This window comes from Actinoplanes sp. M2I2 (assembly GCF_023544445.1).
Classification (GTDB): Bacteria; Actinomycetota; Actinomycetes; order Mycobacteriales; family Micromonosporaceae; genus Actinoplanes.
The window spans coordinates 99,112-116,348 of sequence record NZ_JALPVJ010000008.1 but is presented as its reverse complement, the minus strand read 5'-3'; the positions used below and the strand labels follow the sequence as shown (position 1 = coordinate 116,348).

At 71.9% G+C, this 17,237-nt stretch carries 18 protein-coding genes and 1 riboswitch; of the genes, 8 read left to right on the top strand and 10 right to left on the bottom strand.

Features of this window, described 5'->3' with window-relative positions; translation table 11 throughout:
- Positions 1-12: 12 nt before the first annotated feature.
- The 4 genes from HJC40_RS17580 to HJC40_RS17565 all read right to left on the bottom strand — a co-directional run bounded on the left by HJC40_RS17580 (position 13) and on the right by HJC40_RS17565 (position 2,360).
- Positions 13-864, bottom strand: a complete 852-nt coding sequence (locus HJC40_RS17580) for a menaquinone biosynthetic enzyme MqnA/MqnD family protein (protein ID WP_250002193.1) — start codon at positions 862-864, stop codon at positions 13-15.
- On the bottom strand, positions 861-1,652 hold the full coding sequence (locus HJC40_RS17575) for an MFS transporter (RefSeq protein WP_250002192.1): 792 nt from the start codon (positions 1,650-1,652) through the stop codon (positions 861-863). The genes HJC40_RS17580 and HJC40_RS17575 overlap by 4 nt, the downstream gene beginning before the upstream one ends.
- A gap of 155 nt (positions 1,653-1,807) precedes the next feature.
- On the bottom strand, positions 1,808-2,131 hold the full coding sequence (locus tag HJC40_RS17570) for a helix-turn-helix domain-containing protein (protein WP_374272043.1): 324 nt from the start codon (positions 2,129-2,131) through the stop codon (positions 1,808-1,810).
- Entirely contained in the window at positions 2,115-2,360 is a 246-nt protein-coding gene (locus HJC40_RS17565; RefSeq protein WP_374272041.1) for a type II toxin-antitoxin system RelE/ParE family toxin, read from the bottom strand. Before HJC40_RS17565 ends, HJC40_RS17570 begins: the two co-directional genes overlap by 17 nt.
- Positions 2,361-2,542: 182 nt before the next feature.
- Between HJC40_RS17565 and HJC40_RS17560 the strand changes: the two genes are divergently transcribed.
- Genes HJC40_RS17560 through HJC40_RS17535 form a run of 6 tightly spaced genes read left to right on the top strand, consistent with a single transcriptional unit; the run spans position 2,543 to position 7,970 of the window.
- Entirely contained in the window at positions 2,543-4,537 is a 1,995-nt protein-coding gene (locus HJC40_RS17560; protein ID WP_250002191.1) for an AAA family ATPase, read from the top strand.
- A gap of 51 nt (positions 4,538-4,588) precedes the next feature.
- Positions 4,589-5,221: a transporter gene (locus HJC40_RS17555; RefSeq protein ID WP_250002190.1), complete on the top strand. Its 633-nt coding sequence runs from the start codon at positions 4,589-4,591 to the stop codon at positions 5,219-5,221.
- Positions 5,218-5,541: a transcriptional regulator gene (locus HJC40_RS17550; protein ID WP_250002189.1), complete on the top strand. Its 324-nt coding sequence runs from the start codon at positions 5,218-5,220 to the stop codon at positions 5,539-5,541. The genes HJC40_RS17555 and HJC40_RS17550 overlap by 4 nt, the downstream gene beginning before the upstream one ends.
- A complete protein-coding gene (locus HJC40_RS17545; protein ID WP_250002188.1) occupies positions 5,538-6,416 on the top strand; it encodes an ABC transporter ATP-binding protein in 879 nt (292 codons plus the stop codon). The genes HJC40_RS17550 and HJC40_RS17545 overlap by 4 nt, the downstream gene beginning before the upstream one ends.
- A 13-nt stretch (positions 6,417-6,429) precedes the next feature.
- Positions 6,430-7,170, top strand: coding sequence for an ABC transporter permease (locus HJC40_RS17540; RefSeq protein WP_250002187.1), 741 nt, complete (start codon positions 6,430-6,432; stop codon positions 7,168-7,170).
- A 50-nt stretch (positions 7,171-7,220) separates the two neighbouring features.
- Positions 7,221-7,970, top strand: a complete 750-nt coding sequence (locus HJC40_RS17535) for a VOC family protein (protein WP_250002186.1) — start codon at positions 7,221-7,223, stop codon at positions 7,968-7,970.
- Positions 7,971-8,014: 44 nt separating this feature from the next.
- Here the strand turns inward: HJC40_RS17535 and HJC40_RS17530 are convergent, their stop codons facing one another.
- The 6 genes from HJC40_RS17530 to HJC40_RS17505 all read right to left on the bottom strand — a co-directional run bounded on the left by HJC40_RS17530 (position 8,015) and on the right by HJC40_RS17505 (position 12,487).
- Positions 8,015-8,791, bottom strand: coding sequence for an ABC transporter ATP-binding protein (locus tag HJC40_RS17530; protein WP_250002185.1), 777 nt, complete (start codon positions 8,789-8,791; stop codon positions 8,015-8,017).
- The gene (locus HJC40_RS17525; RefSeq protein ID WP_250002184.1) at positions 8,788-9,852 is read right to left on the bottom strand and encodes an iron ABC transporter permease; all 1,065 of its coding nucleotides are present in this window, start codon (positions 9,850-9,852) and stop codon (positions 8,788-8,790) included. The genes HJC40_RS17530 and HJC40_RS17525 overlap by 4 nt, the downstream gene beginning before the upstream one ends.
- Before the next feature lie 34 nt (positions 9,853-9,886).
- Positions 9,887-10,822, bottom strand: coding sequence for an ABC transporter substrate-binding protein (locus HJC40_RS17520; protein ID WP_250002183.1), 936 nt, complete (start codon positions 10,820-10,822; stop codon positions 9,887-9,889).
- 132 nt (positions 10,823-10,954) lie between these two features.
- A riboswitch (cobalamin riboswitch) is annotated at positions 10,955-11,020 on the bottom strand.
- 46 nt (positions 11,021-11,066) lie between these two features.
- Positions 11,067-11,366: a DUF4229 domain-containing protein gene (locus HJC40_RS17515; RefSeq protein ID WP_250002182.1), complete on the bottom strand. Its 300-nt coding sequence runs from the start codon at positions 11,364-11,366 to the stop codon at positions 11,067-11,069.
- A gap of 12 nt (positions 11,367-11,378) precedes the next feature.
- Entirely contained in the window at positions 11,379-11,807 is a 429-nt protein-coding gene (locus HJC40_RS17510; protein ID WP_250002181.1) for a hypothetical protein, read from the bottom strand.
- A 26-nt stretch (positions 11,808-11,833) separates the two neighbouring features.
- Positions 11,834-12,487, bottom strand: coding sequence for a hypothetical protein (locus tag HJC40_RS17505; RefSeq protein WP_250002180.1), 654 nt, complete (start codon positions 12,485-12,487; stop codon positions 11,834-11,836).
- A gap of 287 nt (positions 12,488-12,774) precedes the next feature.
- Here HJC40_RS17505 and HJC40_RS17500 point away from each other — a divergent pair, with 287 nt between their 5' ends.
- A complete protein-coding gene (locus HJC40_RS17500; protein WP_250002179.1) occupies positions 12,775-14,610 on the top strand; it encodes a C40 family peptidase in 1,836 nt (611 codons plus the stop codon).
- Between the two features lie 210 nt (positions 14,611-14,820).
- On the top strand, positions 14,821-17,004 hold the full coding sequence (locus tag HJC40_RS17495) for a hypothetical protein (RefSeq protein ID WP_250002513.1): 2,184 nt from the start codon (positions 14,821-14,823) through the stop codon (positions 17,002-17,004).
- Positions 17,005-17,237 lie beyond the last annotated feature (233 nt).

Here is a 17,237-nt window from a genome sequence, read left to right as displayed (position 1 = left end):
ATCGCGCGGAGATCAAACTTCGGCGAAAAGGGGTCCTTCTGCGGGCAACGGGGGCACCACGCCGCGAGCCGCCGCACGCCGGGCGAACTCACGGATCCCGGCGATCTGCCGCTCACCCAGCGAGAAGTCCAGAACCCGGAAGTAGTTCGCCAGGGTCGCGGCGTCGAACGGCTCCCACCGGGCGGCCGCGGTGGCGACCTCGTCCAGCTCGGTCAGGCTGAGATCGCGGGACCGCTGGAAGGCCTCGTGGACGTCCTTGACCACGCCGGGGTGGGCGGCGGCGAAGTCCTTGCGGACGGCCCAGACCGCGAAGACCATCGGCAGCCCGGTCCACTCCTTCCATGCCTCGGCCAGGTCGGTGACCTCCAGGCCGAGGCGCGGAGCCTCGTACATCGCCCGCAGCGCCGGGTCGCCGATCAGCACCCCGGCGTCGGCCTCGATCAGCATCTGGGTGAGCTCGGGCGGGCAGCGGAAGTATTCGGGCTCGGCGCCGTAGCGCTCGGCCAGCAGCATCTGGGCGAGCAGCACACCCGTCCGGGAGGTGGAGCCGAGCGCGACCGGCCGCCCGTTCAGCTCGGCCAGCGGCCGGGTGGAGATCAGGTTGACGCTCAGCACGGGGCCGTCGCTGCCGACCGCGAGGTTGGGCAGGAGCAGCAGGTCGTCGGCGTTGCGCAGATATTCGACCAGGGTGATGGGACCGATGTCGAGATGGCCGGCGACCAGGTCGGCGCTCAGCTTGTCCGGCGTGTCCTTGTGCAGGTCGACATCGAGCAGAGCGCCGGACCGCATGAGACCCCAGTAGATCGGGAGGCAGTTGAGGAACTGGATGTGCCCGACCCGGGGCCGACCGGCGCTGTCGCTCATGCTCCGACGCTATCCCGCACCGGCCGGGTAGTGCCCGTGACCGGATGCGAAGGTGGCTCACGTCGCACCACCGGCAGGGCCACCAGGGGCATGACCAGGCCGAACACGCCGACCACGACGACCAGCAGGCGTGGGTCGAACCGGTCGACCAGGGGCCCGGCGGCCAGCAGGCCGATCATCCCGGCGCCCTGGACGGCGGCGCCGAAGGAGGCGAAGGCGCGACCCCGGGCGGCGGGCGGGGTCCGCCCCGCCATGATCACCATGGTGAAGACGTTGATGCCACCGTTGCACACGCCTCCGGCGATCCAGAGCGGGACGATCCACCAGGGCCCTGGGACCGCGGCCGCCACCAGCACGGGGGCACTCGAGCCGGCCACCACCACCAGCAGAGCGGGCACGGTGATGCGGCCCGGCGGCACCCGGCTGAAGATCAGATTGCCGAGCAGCATGCCGGCCGTCCAGGAGGCCGCGACGATGCCGAAGACGGTGGTGGAGGCGCCCAGCGTGTCCCGGAGGAAGAACACCTCGATCACGCTGATCGCGCTGACCCCGGCGATCACCGTGGCCAGGACGGCGACCATGACGGTGAGCGTGCGGTCGTCGCGCAGCCGCCACGGCACGAGTCTCTCGTTCGTGGCGCCCAGACCCTTGCGCCGGGTACGCAGGGCGAGCGCGGCCCCGACCAGGGCCAGATAGCTGACGGCGTCGAGGAGCAGCGGGAGCCGGGCGCCGGTCAGCCCGACGAGCACGCCGGCCAGGGCGGGCGCGACCAGCCCGATGATCGCCACCGGGTGCTCGGTGAACGCCAGGGCCCTGTGGTGTTCAGAGCTCGACGATCAGGATTCGCGTCGGGTGCGCCAAGACCTGCATGAACTGCTGATCCGAAATCCGCACTTCACCCCGCTCACCCCCGTCACCCATGCCCCGTAATCCCCGGGAACGCTCATGCGACCTTGAGCTGCTCATCTCCGAAGTCGGCGATGAGCTTGAGGGTGCCGCCGAGCGCTGCGATGTAGCGCGCGAGCACCTCTTGAGTTGAGACGTCCCCGGCCTCGATCTGCGAGACCCGGGCGACCGAGATTCCCATGCGGGAGGCGACTTGCTCCTGCGTCAGATCTCGTCGCTTCCGCAGCTCGGCCAAGCGCCACCCGCGAGCCTCGTCGAGCATCTTGCCGAGACTCGCGTCGAAGGCTTCGAGACCTCCCGCGGTCTCGATCGCACGATCCAGGTGATTCGTGTCCCGCCAACGCCTAGTTCCGCTCATCATCCATCTCCCCTCGCCGCTCCTTGAGGTAGAGGGCGTAGAACTCCTCGGCCTCCGGGATGGCATTCCGGTACCACCGACTCCACTCCCCCGACTTGTCACCCGCGACCAGAAGAACCGCGGACCGCCACGGGTCGAAGACGAACAGGATCCGGATCTCTGTTCGCCCGCGGGAGGGCGGCCGAAGTTCTTCGAGGTTGGAGAGGTTAAGGATGTTCTCAACCTCGGACAAAGGCGATAGCTGGCGGCATCGTTAATTCGGTGGAGGTGGGGGCGGGCGGGGCGTAACGTGGACGGCCGCTTGACGGCCGTGGTGAACATGCACCGCAGCGGACGTCCCCCGCGCCGCAGGGCGACGACGGATACGCCCTCGGATACGCGAGCAGCCAGGAACACCCTGCCTGAGGATGCACCGTGCCCGCCTTCGATCTGGACACCGAACTCACCTCCGAACGGCGCCACCTCGCCGCGTCGCGGGCCGCGCTGGCCCGCATGCGAGGCCGTGCCGAGGCGCTCTTCTCCACCGGCGACAGAGTCGCCGGTGACGCCTACACCGCCGAGCAGCTCGGCCGGCACATGGCCCGTCGCGTCAAGGAGCTCGCCGACGACCCGGCCACCCCGCTCTTCTTCGGTCGCCTCGACATCGACGAGTCCGCCTACCACGTGGGTCGCCGGCACGTCACCGACGACACCGGCGAGCCGATGGTGCTCGACTGGCGCGCCCCGCTCTCCCGCTCCTTCTACCGGGCCAGCGTGCGCGACCCGCAGGGCGTCGCCACCCGCCGCCGGTTCGGCTTCGTCAAGGGCGACCTGACCAGCTTCGAGGACGAGCACCTCGACCGGGGCGAGGAGCTGGGCACCAGCAGCCGCATCCTGACCGCCGAGATCGAACGCCCGAGGGTCGGCCCGATGCGCGACATCGTGGCGACGATCCAGCCCGAGCAGGACGAGCTCGTCCGCGCCGACATCGGGGACTCGATCTGTGTGCAGGGCGCCCCGGGCACCGGCAAGACCGCCGTCGGGCTGCACCGCGCCGCGTACCTCCTCTATCTGCACCGCGAACGGCTGCGGCGCTCCGGGGTGCTGATCGTCGGTCCCAACACGGCCTTCCTCTCCTACATCTCGGCTGTCCTGCCTGCGCTGGGCGAGGTCGAGGTGCAGCAGGCGACCGTGGAGGAGCTGGCCGGCCGGGCGCCGGCGCGCGCGACCGACACCCCGGAAGCCGCCCTGATCAAGCACGACGCGCGGATGGCCGAGGTTCTGCGCGAGGCCCTCTGGCGCCGGCTGGCCCGGCCGACCGAGCCGATCATGGTGTCGGACGGTTCGTACCGATGGCGCATCGACGCGGAACCGCTGCGCCGGATCGTCGACGAGGCGCGACGCGAGGGTCTGCCCTACGCGGTGGGCCGCGAGCGGGTGCGGGCGCGCGTGGTCGGCCTGCTGCAGCGCCAGTCGGAATACCGCACCGGCAACTCACCGGGTGAGGGCTGGCTGCGCAAGATGAGCAAGGTGGCCCCGGTGACCGCGTTCCTCGAGTCGTCGTGGCCCGCGGTGACCCCGGAGGCCCTGGTGGCCGAGGTGCTCACCGATCCGCCCGCAGGCCTGCTGTCCGATGAGGAGAGAGACGCGATCCGCTGGGCCCGGCCGCCCCGGACGGTCAAGTCGGCGAAGTTCAGCGCGGCCGACCTGCTGCTGGTCGACGAGGCCGCGGGCCTGCTGGAGCGTACGGCGAGCTTCGGGCACGTCGTCGTCGACGAGGCACAGGACCTCTCGCCCATGCAGGCGCGCGCGATCGCCCGGCGCAGCGAGCACGGATCCATCACGGTGCTCGGCGACCTGGCCCAGGGCACGGCGCCGTGGGCCGCCACCGAGTGGCGCGAGACGCTCGGGCATCTGGGCAAGCCGGAAGCCGCAGTCGTGCCCCTGACGATCGGGTTCCGCGTCCCCGCCTCGGTGTTGACCCTGGCCAACCGCCTGCTGCCGGCGCTGGGGGTCGACGTGCCGGAGGCGGTCTCGCTGCGTCGCGACGGCGAGCTGGCGGTGGTGCCGGTGGCCGATCCGTCCGATCTGGACGCGCAGACGATGACCGAGGTGACGGCAGCCCTGGCCCACGAGGGCTCGGTCGCGCTGATCGCGGCCGACGCGGCGGTCGAGCGGCTGCGTGGGCACCTCACGGCGGCGGGCCTCGAAAACGCGGCCGCCGACGACGTCGAGGCCGGGGCGCGCGTCACGGTGGTGCCGGCCACTCTGGTCAAGGGCCTCGAGTACGACCATGTGGTCGTCCACGAGCCGGCCGACATCGTCGCCGCCGAGCCCAAGGGTCTCAACCGGCTGTACGTGGTGCTGACCCGCGCGGTCTCGCGGCTCTCGGTCGTGCACGCCAAGCCGCTGCCCGGCCCCCTGGGCTGAGCCAGCTTTATGGCACAAACCTCTTTGACTTTGTGCGGTAAAGTTCTTTGCATGACCCCGATCGATGACGACGCCCCTCCGCTCGACCCGGCCGAGTCGCTCGCCCTGATCGAGCGCGAGCGGGCCAAGCTCGGCCGCGACCTCGCGCCCGACCCCCGCGTGATGTTCTGGCCCTGGGGCATCGCCTGGCTCGTCGGCTTCACCTTTCTGTTCCTGCGGTTCGGCCCCGACGGCCGGGTCTACGTCGACATGCCCGCGTGGCTGCCGCTGGCCGTCCTCCCGCTGCTCATGATCGCGGCCGGCATCCTCACCGGCATCGCCGGCGGCCGGGCCGGCAGCCGGATCTCCGGGCCCAGCACCCGTCAGGGCGTGATGTACGGCGTGAGCTGGTCGGTCGCGTTCACCGGCTTCTCGATCCTCTTCGCGCAGTTCAGCGACATCCTGTCGGAGGATCGGGCCGGCCTGTTGTGGGCCGGTGGCATGGTCGCGCTGACCGGCGTGCTGCACATGGCCGGCGGCGCGGTGTGGAACGATCGCGACCTGTTCGTCCTCGGCGCCTGGACCAGCCTGATCAACATCGTGGGCATCCTGATCGGCCCCGGCTGGCACTCGCTGATCGTCGCGGTGGCCGGGGGCGGCGGCATGATCGCGGCCGGTCTGATCGGCTGGCTCAAGCTGCGATGAGCGAATCCGACCCGCTGGTCACCGAGCTCGACCCGGTGATCCACGCCCAGGCCCGGCTCCGCGTCGTGTCGGCCCTCTCGGTGCTGCGCGACGACGACCGCCTCGCCTTTCCCCAGCTGCAGCAGTCGCTCAACATGACTGCCGGCAACCTGTCGGTCCACCTGCGCAAGCTCGAGGACGCCAAGTACGTCGAGGTCACCAAGACCCACCACGGGCGCACGCCCACCACCCTGGTCCGCCTCACCCGCCGCGGCCGGCTCGCCTTCGACGACTACACCGCGGCGCTGCGCGCGTTGCTCAAGCCTCAGGAGGGGCAGTGACCTTGGCCCGGGCCATCGACGTGACCCGCCGCTACGGCGACAAGCTCGCACTCGACCGGATCAACTTCGAGGTCGGGGCCGGTGAGCTGGTCGGCCTGCTCGGCCCCAACGGCGCCGGCAAGAGCACGCTGGTCAACCTGCTCATCGGCATCCGGCGGCCGACCTCCGGCCGGGTCGAGCTGTGCGGCGGCGACCCGCTGCAACCGGCCAACCGGCGTGCCCTCGGCGTCACTCCACAGGAGACCGGGCTGCCGGCCTCGCTCCGCGTCGGCGAGGTCGTCGACTTCGTCTCCGCCCACTACGACAAGCCGCTGCCCAGGGCCGAGCTGCTCGACCGCTTCGGGCTGACCGATCTCGTACGCCGGCAGACCGGCGGCCTGTCCGGCGGTGAGAAGCGCCGGGTGGCGGTCGCGCTCGCGTTCGTCGGCCGGCCACGGATCGTCTTCCTGGACGAGCCCACCACCGGTCTCGACGTGCAGGCCCGGCGGCTGCTCTGGGACGGCATCCGCTCCTTCCAGGCCGAGGGCGGCACGGTCGTGCTGACCAGCCACTACCTGGAGGAGATCGAGGCGCTGGCCCGGCGGGTGGTGGTGATCGGGGGAGGTCGCGTCATCGCCGACGACACCGTCACGGCCGTCCGCGGCCTGGTCGCCACCCGCCGGGTCAGCCTCACCGTCGGCGAGCCCCTGCCCGACCTGGCCGGCGTCTCCGGGGTCGAGCGCGACGGCGACCGGCTGCACCTGCTGACCGCCGACGCCGACCGCCTGGTGCGCGACCTGGTGGCGCACGACGTCGCCTTCACGGATCTGGAGGTGCGCCCGACCTCGCTCGAAGAGGCGTTCCTGGCCCTCACCCACGAACCCGCGAACACCTGAGGAGAGCACCCCCATGTCGTCGCTCGCGCTGACCCACGCACGGTTCCAGCTCCTCGAGACCTTTCGCATCCCGATCGCCCTGTTCGGCAGCGCGTTCTTCCCGTCCGCGGCGATGCTGGCCTTCGTCGTGCCGTTCGTCGGCAGCAACGCCGAGTACGCCACCACCGCCACCGCCTCGATGATCACCTTTTCGGTGATGTCGACCAACCTCTTCCAGTACGGCGTGGGGGTCGCGGAGGACCGGTCGCAACCCTGGGACCCGTACGTCCGCACTCTCCCGGCCGGCGCCCTGCCCCGTTTCGCCGGCCGGGTGCTCGCCGGGTTGTGCCTGATGGCGATCTCGCTCGTACCGGTCGTGCTGATCGCGGCCTTCCTGACCGAGGCCACGGTGACCTCGATGCAGTTCCTCGTCACCGCCCTGACGACCGCGGTCATCTCCATCCCGTTCATCCTGATGGGACTGGCGATCGGCTACTCCATGCCGCAGAAGGCGGCGGTCGTGGTGGCCCAGGTGCTGTTCTTCCCGCTGGCCTTCCTGGGCGGGCTGATGACCGGCCCCGGCATGGCGCCCGGCATCGTGGAGGATCTGGCGCCCTATCTGCCCACCGGTGGTGCTGCTCGGCTGATGTGGGCAGCCGTGGGCGATTTCCCCTACGATTTCCGTTCCATCGCCGCCCTCGTCGGCTGGACCGCCACCCTCGGTGGGGTGGCTGTATGGGCCTATCGACGCGATGAGGGTCGGCGGTTCAGCTAGAACAACGACACTTAAGCCTGTCCAAAGGTGCGCGGTGCGACGATGCGGCCATGACCCCATCGACGCCCGGATCCCCCGCCTGGGTCGATCTCGGCACCGCCGACCTCGCCGACGCGGGACGGTTCTACACCGCGCTGTTCGGCTGGTCGGCGGAGGTCGGGGGACAATACGTGACCTTCGGGCTGAACGGCCTTCCGGCAGCGGGCGCCGGTCCCCTCTACGGCGTCGGCCAGCCGACCGCCTGGAGCACCTACATCGGCACCGACGACGCCGACGACATCGCCGCCCGGGTGGCCGCGAACGGCGGCAAGGTGCTGGTCCCGCCGTTCGACGTGGAGGATCAGGGCCGGATGGCCGCCTTCCTCGACCCCGGCGGCGCGCCGTTCAGCGTGTGGCAGCCCGGCACGATGCGCGGCGCCGAGGTCTTCGACGTGCCCGGCGCGCTCACCTGGAACGAGCTCAACACCCGCGACCTGGACGGCTCGATGGCGTTCTACCACGCGGTGTTCGGCTGGCAGTTCCGCAACAGCTCGATGTCCGGCGTCCCGTACGTGGTGGCCAAGGTGCACGAGACTCCGGTCTGCGGGCTCCAGCCGATGGCGCCCGGCAGCTGGCCGGACGACGTCAGTCCGCATTGGATGGTGTATTTCGCGGTCCACGACTGCGACATCGCGGCCGAGCACGCGCGGGCGCTCGGTGGTGGCGTGGTGCAGCCGCCGACGACCCTGCCGATCGGCCGGTACGCCGTTCTCGCCGACCCCCAGGGCGGCCTCTTCTCGGTGCTCGCCGGGGCACGCTGATGGCCTCCGCGCAGACTCAGCCACACAGACTCAGCCGCGCAGACTCAGCCACGCACCGGCACGACCAGCGGCCCGTGTTCGCCCTCGATGACACGCACACGCACCCGGTAGTGCCTGGCCAGGTTCTCCTCGGTCAGCACCTCGCGCGCCGGGCCGGCCGCGACCACCGCGCCCTCGGCCAGCAGCACCAGGCGGTCGGCGTACTCGCCGGCGGTGGTCAGGTCGTGCATCGTCATCAGGACGGTCAGCGACCGCTCGGCCCGCAGCCGGTCGATCAGCTCGAGCACCTCCTGCTGGTGGCCGATGTCGAGCGCGCTGGTCGGCTCGTCGAGCAGCAGGATGCCGGCGCCCTGAGCGAGCGCGCGGGCCAGGAAGACGCGCTGCCGCTCACCGCCCGACAAGGTCTCGAGCCGCCGCGCGGCGAAGCGGGTGACGTCGAGCGAATCCAGCACATCCTCGACAGCGGCCAGGTCGGCGGCGGACTCGCGACCGAGCGGGGGGATGTAGGGGGTACGCCCGAGGAGCGCGTAGTCGAACACGCGCATGCCCGGCGGCACGGCCGGCGACTGGCTCACCGTCGCGACTGTCTTGGCCCGCTCCCGGCGGTGCAGCCGCTCGACGGGGGTGCCGTTGAGCTCGACCGTGCCGGTGTACGGCAGCAGTCCGCCGATCGCGCGCAGGGCGGTGGACTTGCCCGCGCCGTTGGGCCCGATCACCGTGACCCATTCGCCGCGGGCCGCGTCCAGCCCGGCACCGTCGACGATCAAGGTCCCGTCGAGGCGTACGCGCAGGTCTCGGACCCGGATGGCGCGGTCGCTCACGACGCTCCCCGGCTGCGGCGCAGCACCACGATGAAGAACGGCGCGCCGAAGAACGCGGTGACCACGCCGATCGGGATCTCGGCCTGACCCCCGGCCGTCCGGGCGAGGAGGTCGGCCAGGGCCAGGAAGGCGCCGCCGAAGAGCACCGACAGGGGCAGGATCGAGCGGTAGCTCGGGCCGGCCAGCAGCCGCATCGTGTGCGGGATGATGATCCCGACGAACCCGATCAGCCCGGACACCGACACCGCCGCCGCCGTCCCCAGCGAAGCGGCGATGATCAGCAGGTAGCGGCTGCGCTGCGGGTGCAGCCCGAGACCGGTCGCCTCCTCGTCACCGACAGTGAGCACGTCCAGTTCCCGCCGCTGAGCCAGCACGATGACGGCGGTCACCACGGCGTACGGCAGCACGATGAGCACGTCGTGCCAGCCCGCGGTGGCCAGCCGCCCCAGCAGCCACGAATAGATCTCGCGCAGCGTCTCGACGTGCTGCTGCATGAGATAGGTCTGCCCAGCCGCGAGGAACGACGAGACCGCGACCCCGGCCAGGATGAGCGTCGCAGGTGACCGGTCACGCCCCCCGGCCGCACCGAGCAGCCAGGTCAGGGCCACCGCGCCGAGGGCGCCGACGAAGGCGGCCAGCGGCACGCCCACCGGAAGGTTCGCGGTGGCGTCGCCGGTGGCGCCGGCCCGCAGCGAGATCACGGCGGTCACGCCGAGGCCCGCGCCGGCCGCGACCCCGAGCAGGTGCGGGTCGGCCAGGGGATTGCGGAAGACCCCCTGATAGGCGGCCCCGGCCAACGCGAGCAGCCCGCCGACGAGCAGCCCGAGCACCACCCGGGGCAGCCGCAGCTCGGTGAGGATCGCCACCTCACGTGGCGTCAGCCCGCTGTGCAGCCGCACGCCGGGCACGAGATTGAGCAGTTCGAGAGCGACACCGCCCGGTGGCAGCGGGACCGAGCCGAAGGCCAGCCCCGCGATCAGCGCCACCAGCACCGCGACGACGCCACCGGCCAGCCAGCCGGCCCGGAGGCCGGCCGGTCTCACGCCGAGCCGGCCGGGCATGCCCCGGCCTCACGCCGGGGCCCGGCGCGGTCGATCATGCCGGGACCTTGGCCACCGCGTCGGCCACGGCCTTCACGAGATCCACCGTGCGCGGGCCCCAGCGGGAGGCGATGTCGTCGTCGAGCGGGTAGATCTGCTTGGTCTTAACCGCGGTGACCGTGCCCCAGCCCTTGCGAGCCGTGACGGTCTGGGCCGACTGCGCGCAGCAGTTCGTGTCGGCCAGGAAGATCGTGTCCGGGTTGGCCTTGACCAGCGCCTCCGGGGAGAGCTGGGGATAGCCGCCCCGGGCCCCGTCCGCGTCGGCCGGGTCGGCCACATTGGTCATGCCGAAGAGCGAGAAGATCGAGCCCACGAACGTCTTGGACGTGACCGTGTAGAGCGTCGGGTCGAGCTCGTAGTAGTAGCTGAGCGGCTTGTCGCGAGCCGGGACGTCCTTGACGATCTTGTCGATGTCGGCCTTCATCCGGGTGCTCACCGCGTTCGCCTCGGCCTGGTGCCCGGTGAGCGTGCCGAGCTCGCCGATCTGCTGGTACGTGCCGTCGAGGTCGGTGGCCGCCTCGACCAGGAACACCGGGATCTTCAGCTGGTCGAGCTGCGCGACGATCTTGTCGATGTCGTTCGAGATGACCACGAGATCGGGGTCCTTGGCCGCGATCGCCTCGGCGTTCGGCTTGAGGCCGGAGAGGTCGGTCTTGGGCGCGTCGGCCGGGAAGTCCGACTGGTCGTCGACCGCCGTCACCTGCGGCCCGGCTCCGACGGCGAACAGCATCTCGGTGGCGGTCGCGCTCAGCGAGACGATTTTTTCGGGCCGCTTGTCCAGCGTGAGGTCGCCGACGGTCACCGGGTAGGCCGCGGCTCCGGCGCTCGACGGTGTACCGCCCGAGGGCTCGGTGGTGTCGTCGTTGCTACCGCAGGCGCCGGCGAGCAGCAGGGTGGACGCCGCGAGCGCGGCAGTGAGAAGGCGTTTCATAAGGTCCTCCGGTCGGCCGGGTGGTTCGCCGACGGGCGTCGGCCGGGTGCTTCGCCGACAGGGCCTCGGGGGTGGTCTGTCCGCGGGGCGCCCCTCCCCGGGAGCGCTTCTTCGCGACCGGCGTCCAGGCGACCTGGCTCGGCCCACCCCGACCGGGTGGACCACACAGTTGCGGGACAGCGCCGGTTTCCCACCGGCTTCGCTGAACGCGGTCCCTGACGACGCTATCCCACGCGGACCGGGATCAACGGGGCGGTTCGGGGGTCTTCTCCGTGGCGCGGTCGCCCTCGGCCGCGGCCTCCTCGTCGCCGGCCAGCGCGGCCCGCAGCCGCTGCTTCTCGGCCGAGCGCCGGCCCGCGACGCCGACGAGCTGCTCGTTCATCTGGTTGCGCCACTTGGCCAGCAGGAAGAACGACGCGACGGCGGACACCACGATCGCGATCATCCCCGACACGAGGATGTTCAGCGGGAGGGGTGAGAGCAGCGCGAGGACCACCACGAACAGGCCGACGCGACCGAGCGTGTACTTGATGGCGGGGCTCATGTCTCCCTCTCGTCAGCCCACGCGGTGGCTCAGCCACCGAAGGCCGTAGAACCAGATCAGGCAATAGACCACAGTGAAGCTCGCTGCCCCGGCCAGCCCGCTGACCAGCGTGGGGAACTGGCTCGCGGCAAAGCCGGCGATCGTCATGCCGACAGCGACGCCGAACCCGGTGGCCAGCATCGCGACCACCACGCGGGAGGCGCCGTAGCCCTCGGCCCGGAACTCCTCGACGAACAGCCACACCGGCAGGATGATCGCGAGCCAGCCGCTGGTGGCGCCGAACTCCGACACCCGGGTCAGCGACAGGATCGCCTCGAGGATCAGCAGCAGGACAGCGCCGATCACCAGCCCGCCCAGCGCGGTGCCGACAAGGTCACCGATGGTCGCCAGGCGTCCACTGGGGTCACGGCGCGGCCGGCGCGCGCTCTTGGTGTCCGTCATGACAAACCTGAGGGTACGCGCCCGGCTCAGGCCCACACGTTCTGCGGCTCGCTGCGGCGCCCGGCCAGCGACGGCGCCCGGTCGTGCTCGCGCACCACCTGGTGGCCGGCGTCGCGCTCGACCGGCTGGAAACCCGCGTCCCAGATGAGCTCGAGGAGTTCGTCCCGGCCGGGCGCGGTGGCGGAACCGTCCAGGTCGTCGGCCCCGAAGTTCAGAGCGAGCTGGGCGATCGACAGAGTGTGGGCGTCCCAGGAGCAGGTCACGTGGGGCACGTTGTCGAGCAGCAGGCGGGACACGGCGAACACCTTGAGCGACTCGGCCGGCGCGACCACGGTGGCCCGGTCCTCGGGGTCGGCCTGATCGCGCAGCGGGACGAACGACGTGAAACCGCCCGTCTCGTCCTGAACGTCACGGAACCGGAGCACCTGGTCGATACGCCGGCCGGGCTCGTCGTGCGGGCCGTACGTCATCGTGGCCGCTCCCCCGGGGGCGTCACCGCCGGCCGGCGGCTCGGCGGGGAACGTCACCCGATCGCCGTGGAGCCGGGTGCGCCGATGGTGGGCCAGCCGGCCGAGCCACGCCAGGTCGTCGCTCGCGTACAGCGCCTCACCGTCGGCCCGGGTCAGCCGCTCACCGGCGTAGACCTTGGCTTCCAGCTCACGTTTGCGTCCGGCATCCATGTGGTGCGCCCCTCTCGACAACTGCCGTCGAGAGTACGTCCGCCCTCCGACAACCATCCGTCCCCGGTGGCCGCTCGGCTCCCGTGACGTGCCGTTCGTCGGATTCCCAGCCTTCTTTCATCTCCGATCAATCGACAGGCATGCGAGCCGTGATGTAAGTCTTTAGGGGAACGACACGCGGCGCCCCCACGCCGCGACGGGACGGGGAGCAGATGGCGACAGCACGACTTGGTGTCCGGCGATCACGCAACGCACGCCCATGGTGGCGCCCCGTTGCGTTTTCCGCCGTGGCCGCCACCATCGCCGCCCTGTTCCAGCCGGTGCCCGCGCTGGCCGACCCGGCCGCCGCCCCGCAGGACACGTTCAACCTCGCCGTGCCCGACGTCGGCTCCCGCCCGATGGCGCTCGGCTCCCTGACTCTGCCCGGCCAGAAGGCCGCCTCCGCGAGCCCGATCGCGCTGCCCGGCGCCGCCACCAACCCGGCGCTGCAGCAGATCGAAAAGGGCCGCAACGACATCACCGCCCTCGGCGACAAGCTGATCCAGGCCGAGCAGGAACGCGAGCTCGCGAAGAATCAGGCGGAGGCCGCCCGGCTGAAGTACGAGGCCGCCTCGGCCAACCTCCAGCAGGCCCAGTCGGCCGCGGCCGACGCCGCCGCGCAGGCCGTGATCGACGCCGCCGCGATGCCGCCCGGCAGCGTCGCCGGCCTCGGGGGCCTCGGCGACCTGGCCCGTCTGCAGCGCGGCGACGGCACCGCGCAGGCCATCGCCCGCCAGATCGAGCTGGCCCAGATCACGGCGCAGCTCGCGCTCGACGAGCAGGCGCTCAGCACCGAGCGGCACACCACGTTCGCGGCCACCTACAAGACCCTGCAGTCCCAGCTGACCCAGAAGCAGGCCGCGCAGCAGCGCCTCGAGGTGACGCACGCCCCCGAGCTGGCCGCCGCCGAGGCGACCCAGGCCGGCGTCGACAGCGCACTCGGGGCGGGCTTCCTGGGCGGGCCCGAGGTGGGACGCGGCGCCGACGCGCGCGCGATCGGAGCTCTCCAGTTCGCCCTCGCCCAGCGCGGCGACCCGTATGTCTGGTCCGAGGAGGGTCCCGACGAGTACGACTGCTCGGGTCTTATGTGGGCGGCCTACAAGTCGGTGGGCTTCCAGCTCAACCGCGTCTCCCGCGACCAGTACTGGCAGACCCGCAACAAGGTCGTGTCGCGGTATTCGCTGCTCCCCGGCGACCTGCTCTTCTTCAGCCACTCGAACAGCTGGCGCGGCATTCACCACGTCGCCATGTACGCCGGCGACGGCATGATGGTCGAGGCCCCGCGCACCGGTCTCAACGTGCGGCTCGTTCCGGTCCGCTGGTCACGTCTTTTCCAGGCCACCCGCGTGTTCGGCTCGATCGAGGGTGTCGTGCCCGGTCCCGTGCTCGGCGCCCCCGACTCCGAGCCGCCGACCACGCCCGACAACCCGGCGCCGATCACCCGCCCGACGACGCCGATCACGCCGCCGGGCAGCACCAGGCCGCCGGGCAGCCCGTCGACGCCTCCGGGCACCTCCAAGCCGCCGACCAACCCGTCGACGCCTCCGGGCAGCTCCACGCCGCCCAGCAACCCGTCGACGCCCCCGAGCAGCCCGTCGACGCCGCCCAGCAGCCCGTCGACGCCGCCCGACTCGGATCCGCCGTCGTCCAACCCGACGACGCCGCCCACCACTGAGCCGACGACCAACCCGCCTCCGACCACCCCGCCGGCGACCACGGCGCCCCCGACGAGCGGCGGGTCCAGCCCCACCGGCGGCTCCAGCTCCGGCGGCGGCTCCAGCCCCACAGGCGGGTCCAGCTCGGGCGGCGGGTCCAGCTCGGGTACGACCAGCCCGTCGGGTGGCGGCTCGAGTCCGAGCGGCGGGCAGTCCAACTCCGGATCGTCCTCGGCCGCCTCGACTCCGAGCGGCACCTCGAAGGCCACCAGCACCTCGAAGGCCACCAGCACGTCCAAGGCCACCAGCACGTCGAAGGCGACCAGCTCCTCCAAGGCCACGAGCTCGGCCAAGGCCACCGAGTCGAGTTCGGCGAAAGCGACCGAGTCGTCCGCGAGTTCGACCGCAAAGCCCTCTTCGGGGTCGTGACAGCGTCAGGGGCGATGTGTCCGCTTCGGTCTGCCAAGGCCCAGCCGCTCAGCGCCACGACGTGCTTGAATGTCGCCTTTCCGGTGGCCGGTGAACAGTCCGGGACACGGTCCGGTTGATGCCGGGTGTGCTGACGCGCACGGATATGGCACGGTTATGTGGAGCGCCCGACGACCGAACCCCGTCGGCACGTGGCGGTCGGGAGGACCCATGGACGAGCGGCAGGCGAAACCGGACAGCGACGGTGTGAGGCCGCCGGCTGCGCGGACGCCGGTGGTCGACGACCAGGACGGGTACGCTCCCCCACCCCCGCCGGCGGCGGGAGCTCTGTGGGGCAGCGGCAAGCAGCCGGGCGAAAGCTCCGGCAGCGGCTCCGTCCGAGCGACCGCCCAGGTTTCCGCGGCTCCCGCCTCGGACGCCTCCGACGGTCCCGCTTCCGAGCGTCCGGCCTCGGGCAGCTCGGTCTCCACCGGGTCGGCCTCCAACGGCTCGGCCGCCGACAGCTCAGCGCTCAACGGCTCAGCTTCCAACGGTTCGGCCACCGACAGCTCAGCGCTCAACGGCTCAGCTTCCAACGGCTCGGCCGCCGACAGCTCTGCCTCCGGCGGCTCGGCCTCCAACGGCTCAGCTCCCGGCGGCTTGGGCTCCAACGGCTCGGCCTCCGGCGGCTCCGGCTCCAACGGCTCGGCCTCCGGCGGCTCCGGCTCCAACGGCTCGGCTTCCGGCCACTCGGCGTTCGGCAGCTCCGCACGGGAGAGTTCGGTCACCGGCGGCTTGACCTCGGCGAGCTCCGACGGCGGCAGCAAGGCCGTCGGCTCGGCACGGCCGGTCAGTCCGGGCGACCCCGAGTTCGTGCCCGAGCGGATCGACGGCTCCAGCCGGCGACTGCCGACGGCCCTGGGGTCCGGTGCCGCCCGCGCCAGCGTGCCCGGTTCCATCAGCCCCGAGTCGGCCGGCGCAGCGCGCGCGGCCGGCTGGAGCACCGGCGAGTCCAAGGTCTACGGCAAGAGCACCGGCAGCTCAGCAGAGGCCGAGAGCGCGGGCGCCAAGGTCGTCACCCCGACCGTGGTCGCCTCAGCGCCGGTCTCCGCGACCCCTGCCGCGCCGATCGTGGCCTCGGCGCCCCCGGTTGCTTCCGCTCCCACCGAGACCTCCGCAGCCGGGTCGAAGTCGGACGCTTCGGCGTTCGCATCGCCTGACGCGGGCCAGGGAAGCCGGTCGGTGGTGGCGCGGGCCAAGGTCACGCCGCCGCCCGCCAGGGCCGTCGAGCCTTCCGAGCCCCAGCCGGGCGACCCCCAGCCGAACGGCCCCCAGCCGAACGAGCCTCAACCGGGCGACCCGCGGCCCGGTGACCCGGAGCCCGGTGGGCCGCAGCCGGGCGAGCCCCAGCCGGAGCGACCCACCCCGGTGCCCTCGCCGCCGCCGTCACGCCCCGAGCCCACCAAGCCGGAACCCCCCGCGCCCGGCCGCCCGGAGCCGATCCAGCCCGAGCCGTTCCCGTCGCCGACGCCACCCGGCCCGTTCCCGGCGCCTGCCCCGGGTCCGTTCCCCGGCCCTTCGCCGACCCCGCAGCCCACCCCGCAGCCGAGCCCCACGCCGCCCGGTCCCGTTCCGCCCGGTCCAGGTCCGTCGCCCGTGCCGCCCGGTCCGGGACCGTCGCCGGCGCCGCCCGGTCCCGGCCCGTCTCCGGTGCCGCCGGGTCCCTCGCCGAGCCCCGTGCCGCCGTCGCCCGGTCCGAGCCCGGTGCCCGGTCCGCCGCAACCGATCGTTCCGCCACCGCCGATGATCTCGTCGGCGGGCAGTGGCCTGCCGGCGTACACGGTGCCGCCGGCAACTTCGGGGCGGCCCGGACCGATGGGTTCGGCCCGTCCGGCGAGTTCCTTGGATCGGCCCGAGCCGACCGGTTCGGCGCGATCGACATCCGCCGACGCCCCGTTCGGGGTCGGTGAGCCGCACCGGAACCAGTCGCCGTTCGGAGCGACTTACCCTCAGCCGTTCGGCGCTTCGGCACCGGCCGAGCCCACGCAGGTGGTGCCGACCGCCGCCTCCCGGCGGACCGACGTGCCGGCCTACCCGCCGGGCTTCGACCCGGAGCCCACGATCGCCGTTCAGCCACAGCGCCCCGACGCCGGCACCGTCTACGGCACCGGTGGATACGAGACGATCGACACAACGATGCCCGTCTCGATCAACCCGGTGGAGAATTCCGGGTCGTTGACCGGACACATCCTGGCCCAGGGCTGGCGCGACGAGATCACCGATCGCCGGCGCGGAAACGTCAAGGTCGCGGTGGCCATGCTGGTGGTGTTGGGCCTGCTGGTGACGGTGAGCGTCGTCTTCCTGCTGACCGCCGGCAGCTCGTTCAGCGACTGGCTCGGAGGCGTCTTCTCCTGACCCGGCGGCCGGACGGACCGGCGGGTGGATTTGGCGTAACGCCGCCCATGACCCTAAGCTTGCTTGGTTTTGTGTGCTGGGTTTACTGCGCATCGTGCGTGCCGGGCTCGAGTTGACGGGCCGGGGTGAGCCTGCCCACTACCAGCACGGAATGCGGTCGGCGTGTCAAACGTTGAGCCGTACACTTATGACAGTTATAGATCGGCGTGCCCCCCTGGCGCGCCACGGGCGTT

What these genes read in the sequence shown, in the direction of transcription:
- HJC40_RS17580 (WP_250002193.1), bottom strand. Translation starts at nt 864, where the DNA reads ATGAGCGACAGCGCCGGTCGGCCCCGGGTCGGGCACATCCAGTTCCTC.
- HJC40_RS17525 (WP_250002184.1), bottom strand. Translation starts at nt 9,852, where the DNA reads ATGCCCGGCCGGCTCGGCGTGAGACCGGCCGGCCTCCGGGCCGGCTGG.
- HJC40_RS17510 (WP_250002181.1), bottom strand. Translation starts at nt 11,807, where the DNA reads ATGACGGACACCAAGAGCGCGCGCCGGCCGCGCCGTGACCCCAGTGGA.
- HJC40_RS17550 (WP_250002189.1), top strand. Translation starts at nt 5,218, where the DNA reads ATGAGCGAATCCGACCCGCTGGTCACCGAGCTCGACCCGGTGATCCAC.
- HJC40_RS17520 (WP_250002183.1), bottom strand. Translation starts at nt 10,822, where the DNA reads ATGAAACGCCTTCTCACTGCCGCGCTCGCGGCGTCCACCCTGCTGCTC.
- HJC40_RS17505 (WP_250002180.1), bottom strand. Translation starts at nt 12,487, where the DNA reads ATGGATGCCGGACGCAAACGTGAGCTGGAAGCCAAGGTCTACGCCGGT.
- HJC40_RS17540 (WP_250002187.1), top strand. Translation starts at nt 6,430, where the DNA reads ATGTCGTCGCTCGCGCTGACCCACGCACGGTTCCAGCTCCTCGAGACC.
- HJC40_RS17570 (WP_374272043.1), bottom strand. Translation starts at nt 2,131, where the DNA reads ATGATGAGCGGAACTAGGCGTTGGCGGGACACGAATCACCTGGATCGT.
- HJC40_RS17535 (WP_250002186.1), top strand. Translation starts at nt 7,221, where the DNA reads ATGACCCCATCGACGCCCGGATCCCCCGCCTGGGTCGATCTCGGCACC.
- HJC40_RS17515 (WP_250002182.1), bottom strand. Translation starts at nt 11,366, where the DNA reads ATGAGCCCCGCCATCAAGTACACGCTCGGTCGCGTCGGCCTGTTCGTG.
- HJC40_RS17495 (WP_250002513.1), top strand. Translation starts at nt 14,821, where the DNA reads ATGGACGAGCGGCAGGCGAAACCGGACAGCGACGGTGTGAGGCCGCCG.
- HJC40_RS17555 (WP_250002190.1), top strand. Translation starts at nt 4,589, where the DNA reads ATGACCCCGATCGATGACGACGCCCCTCCGCTCGACCCGGCCGAGTCG.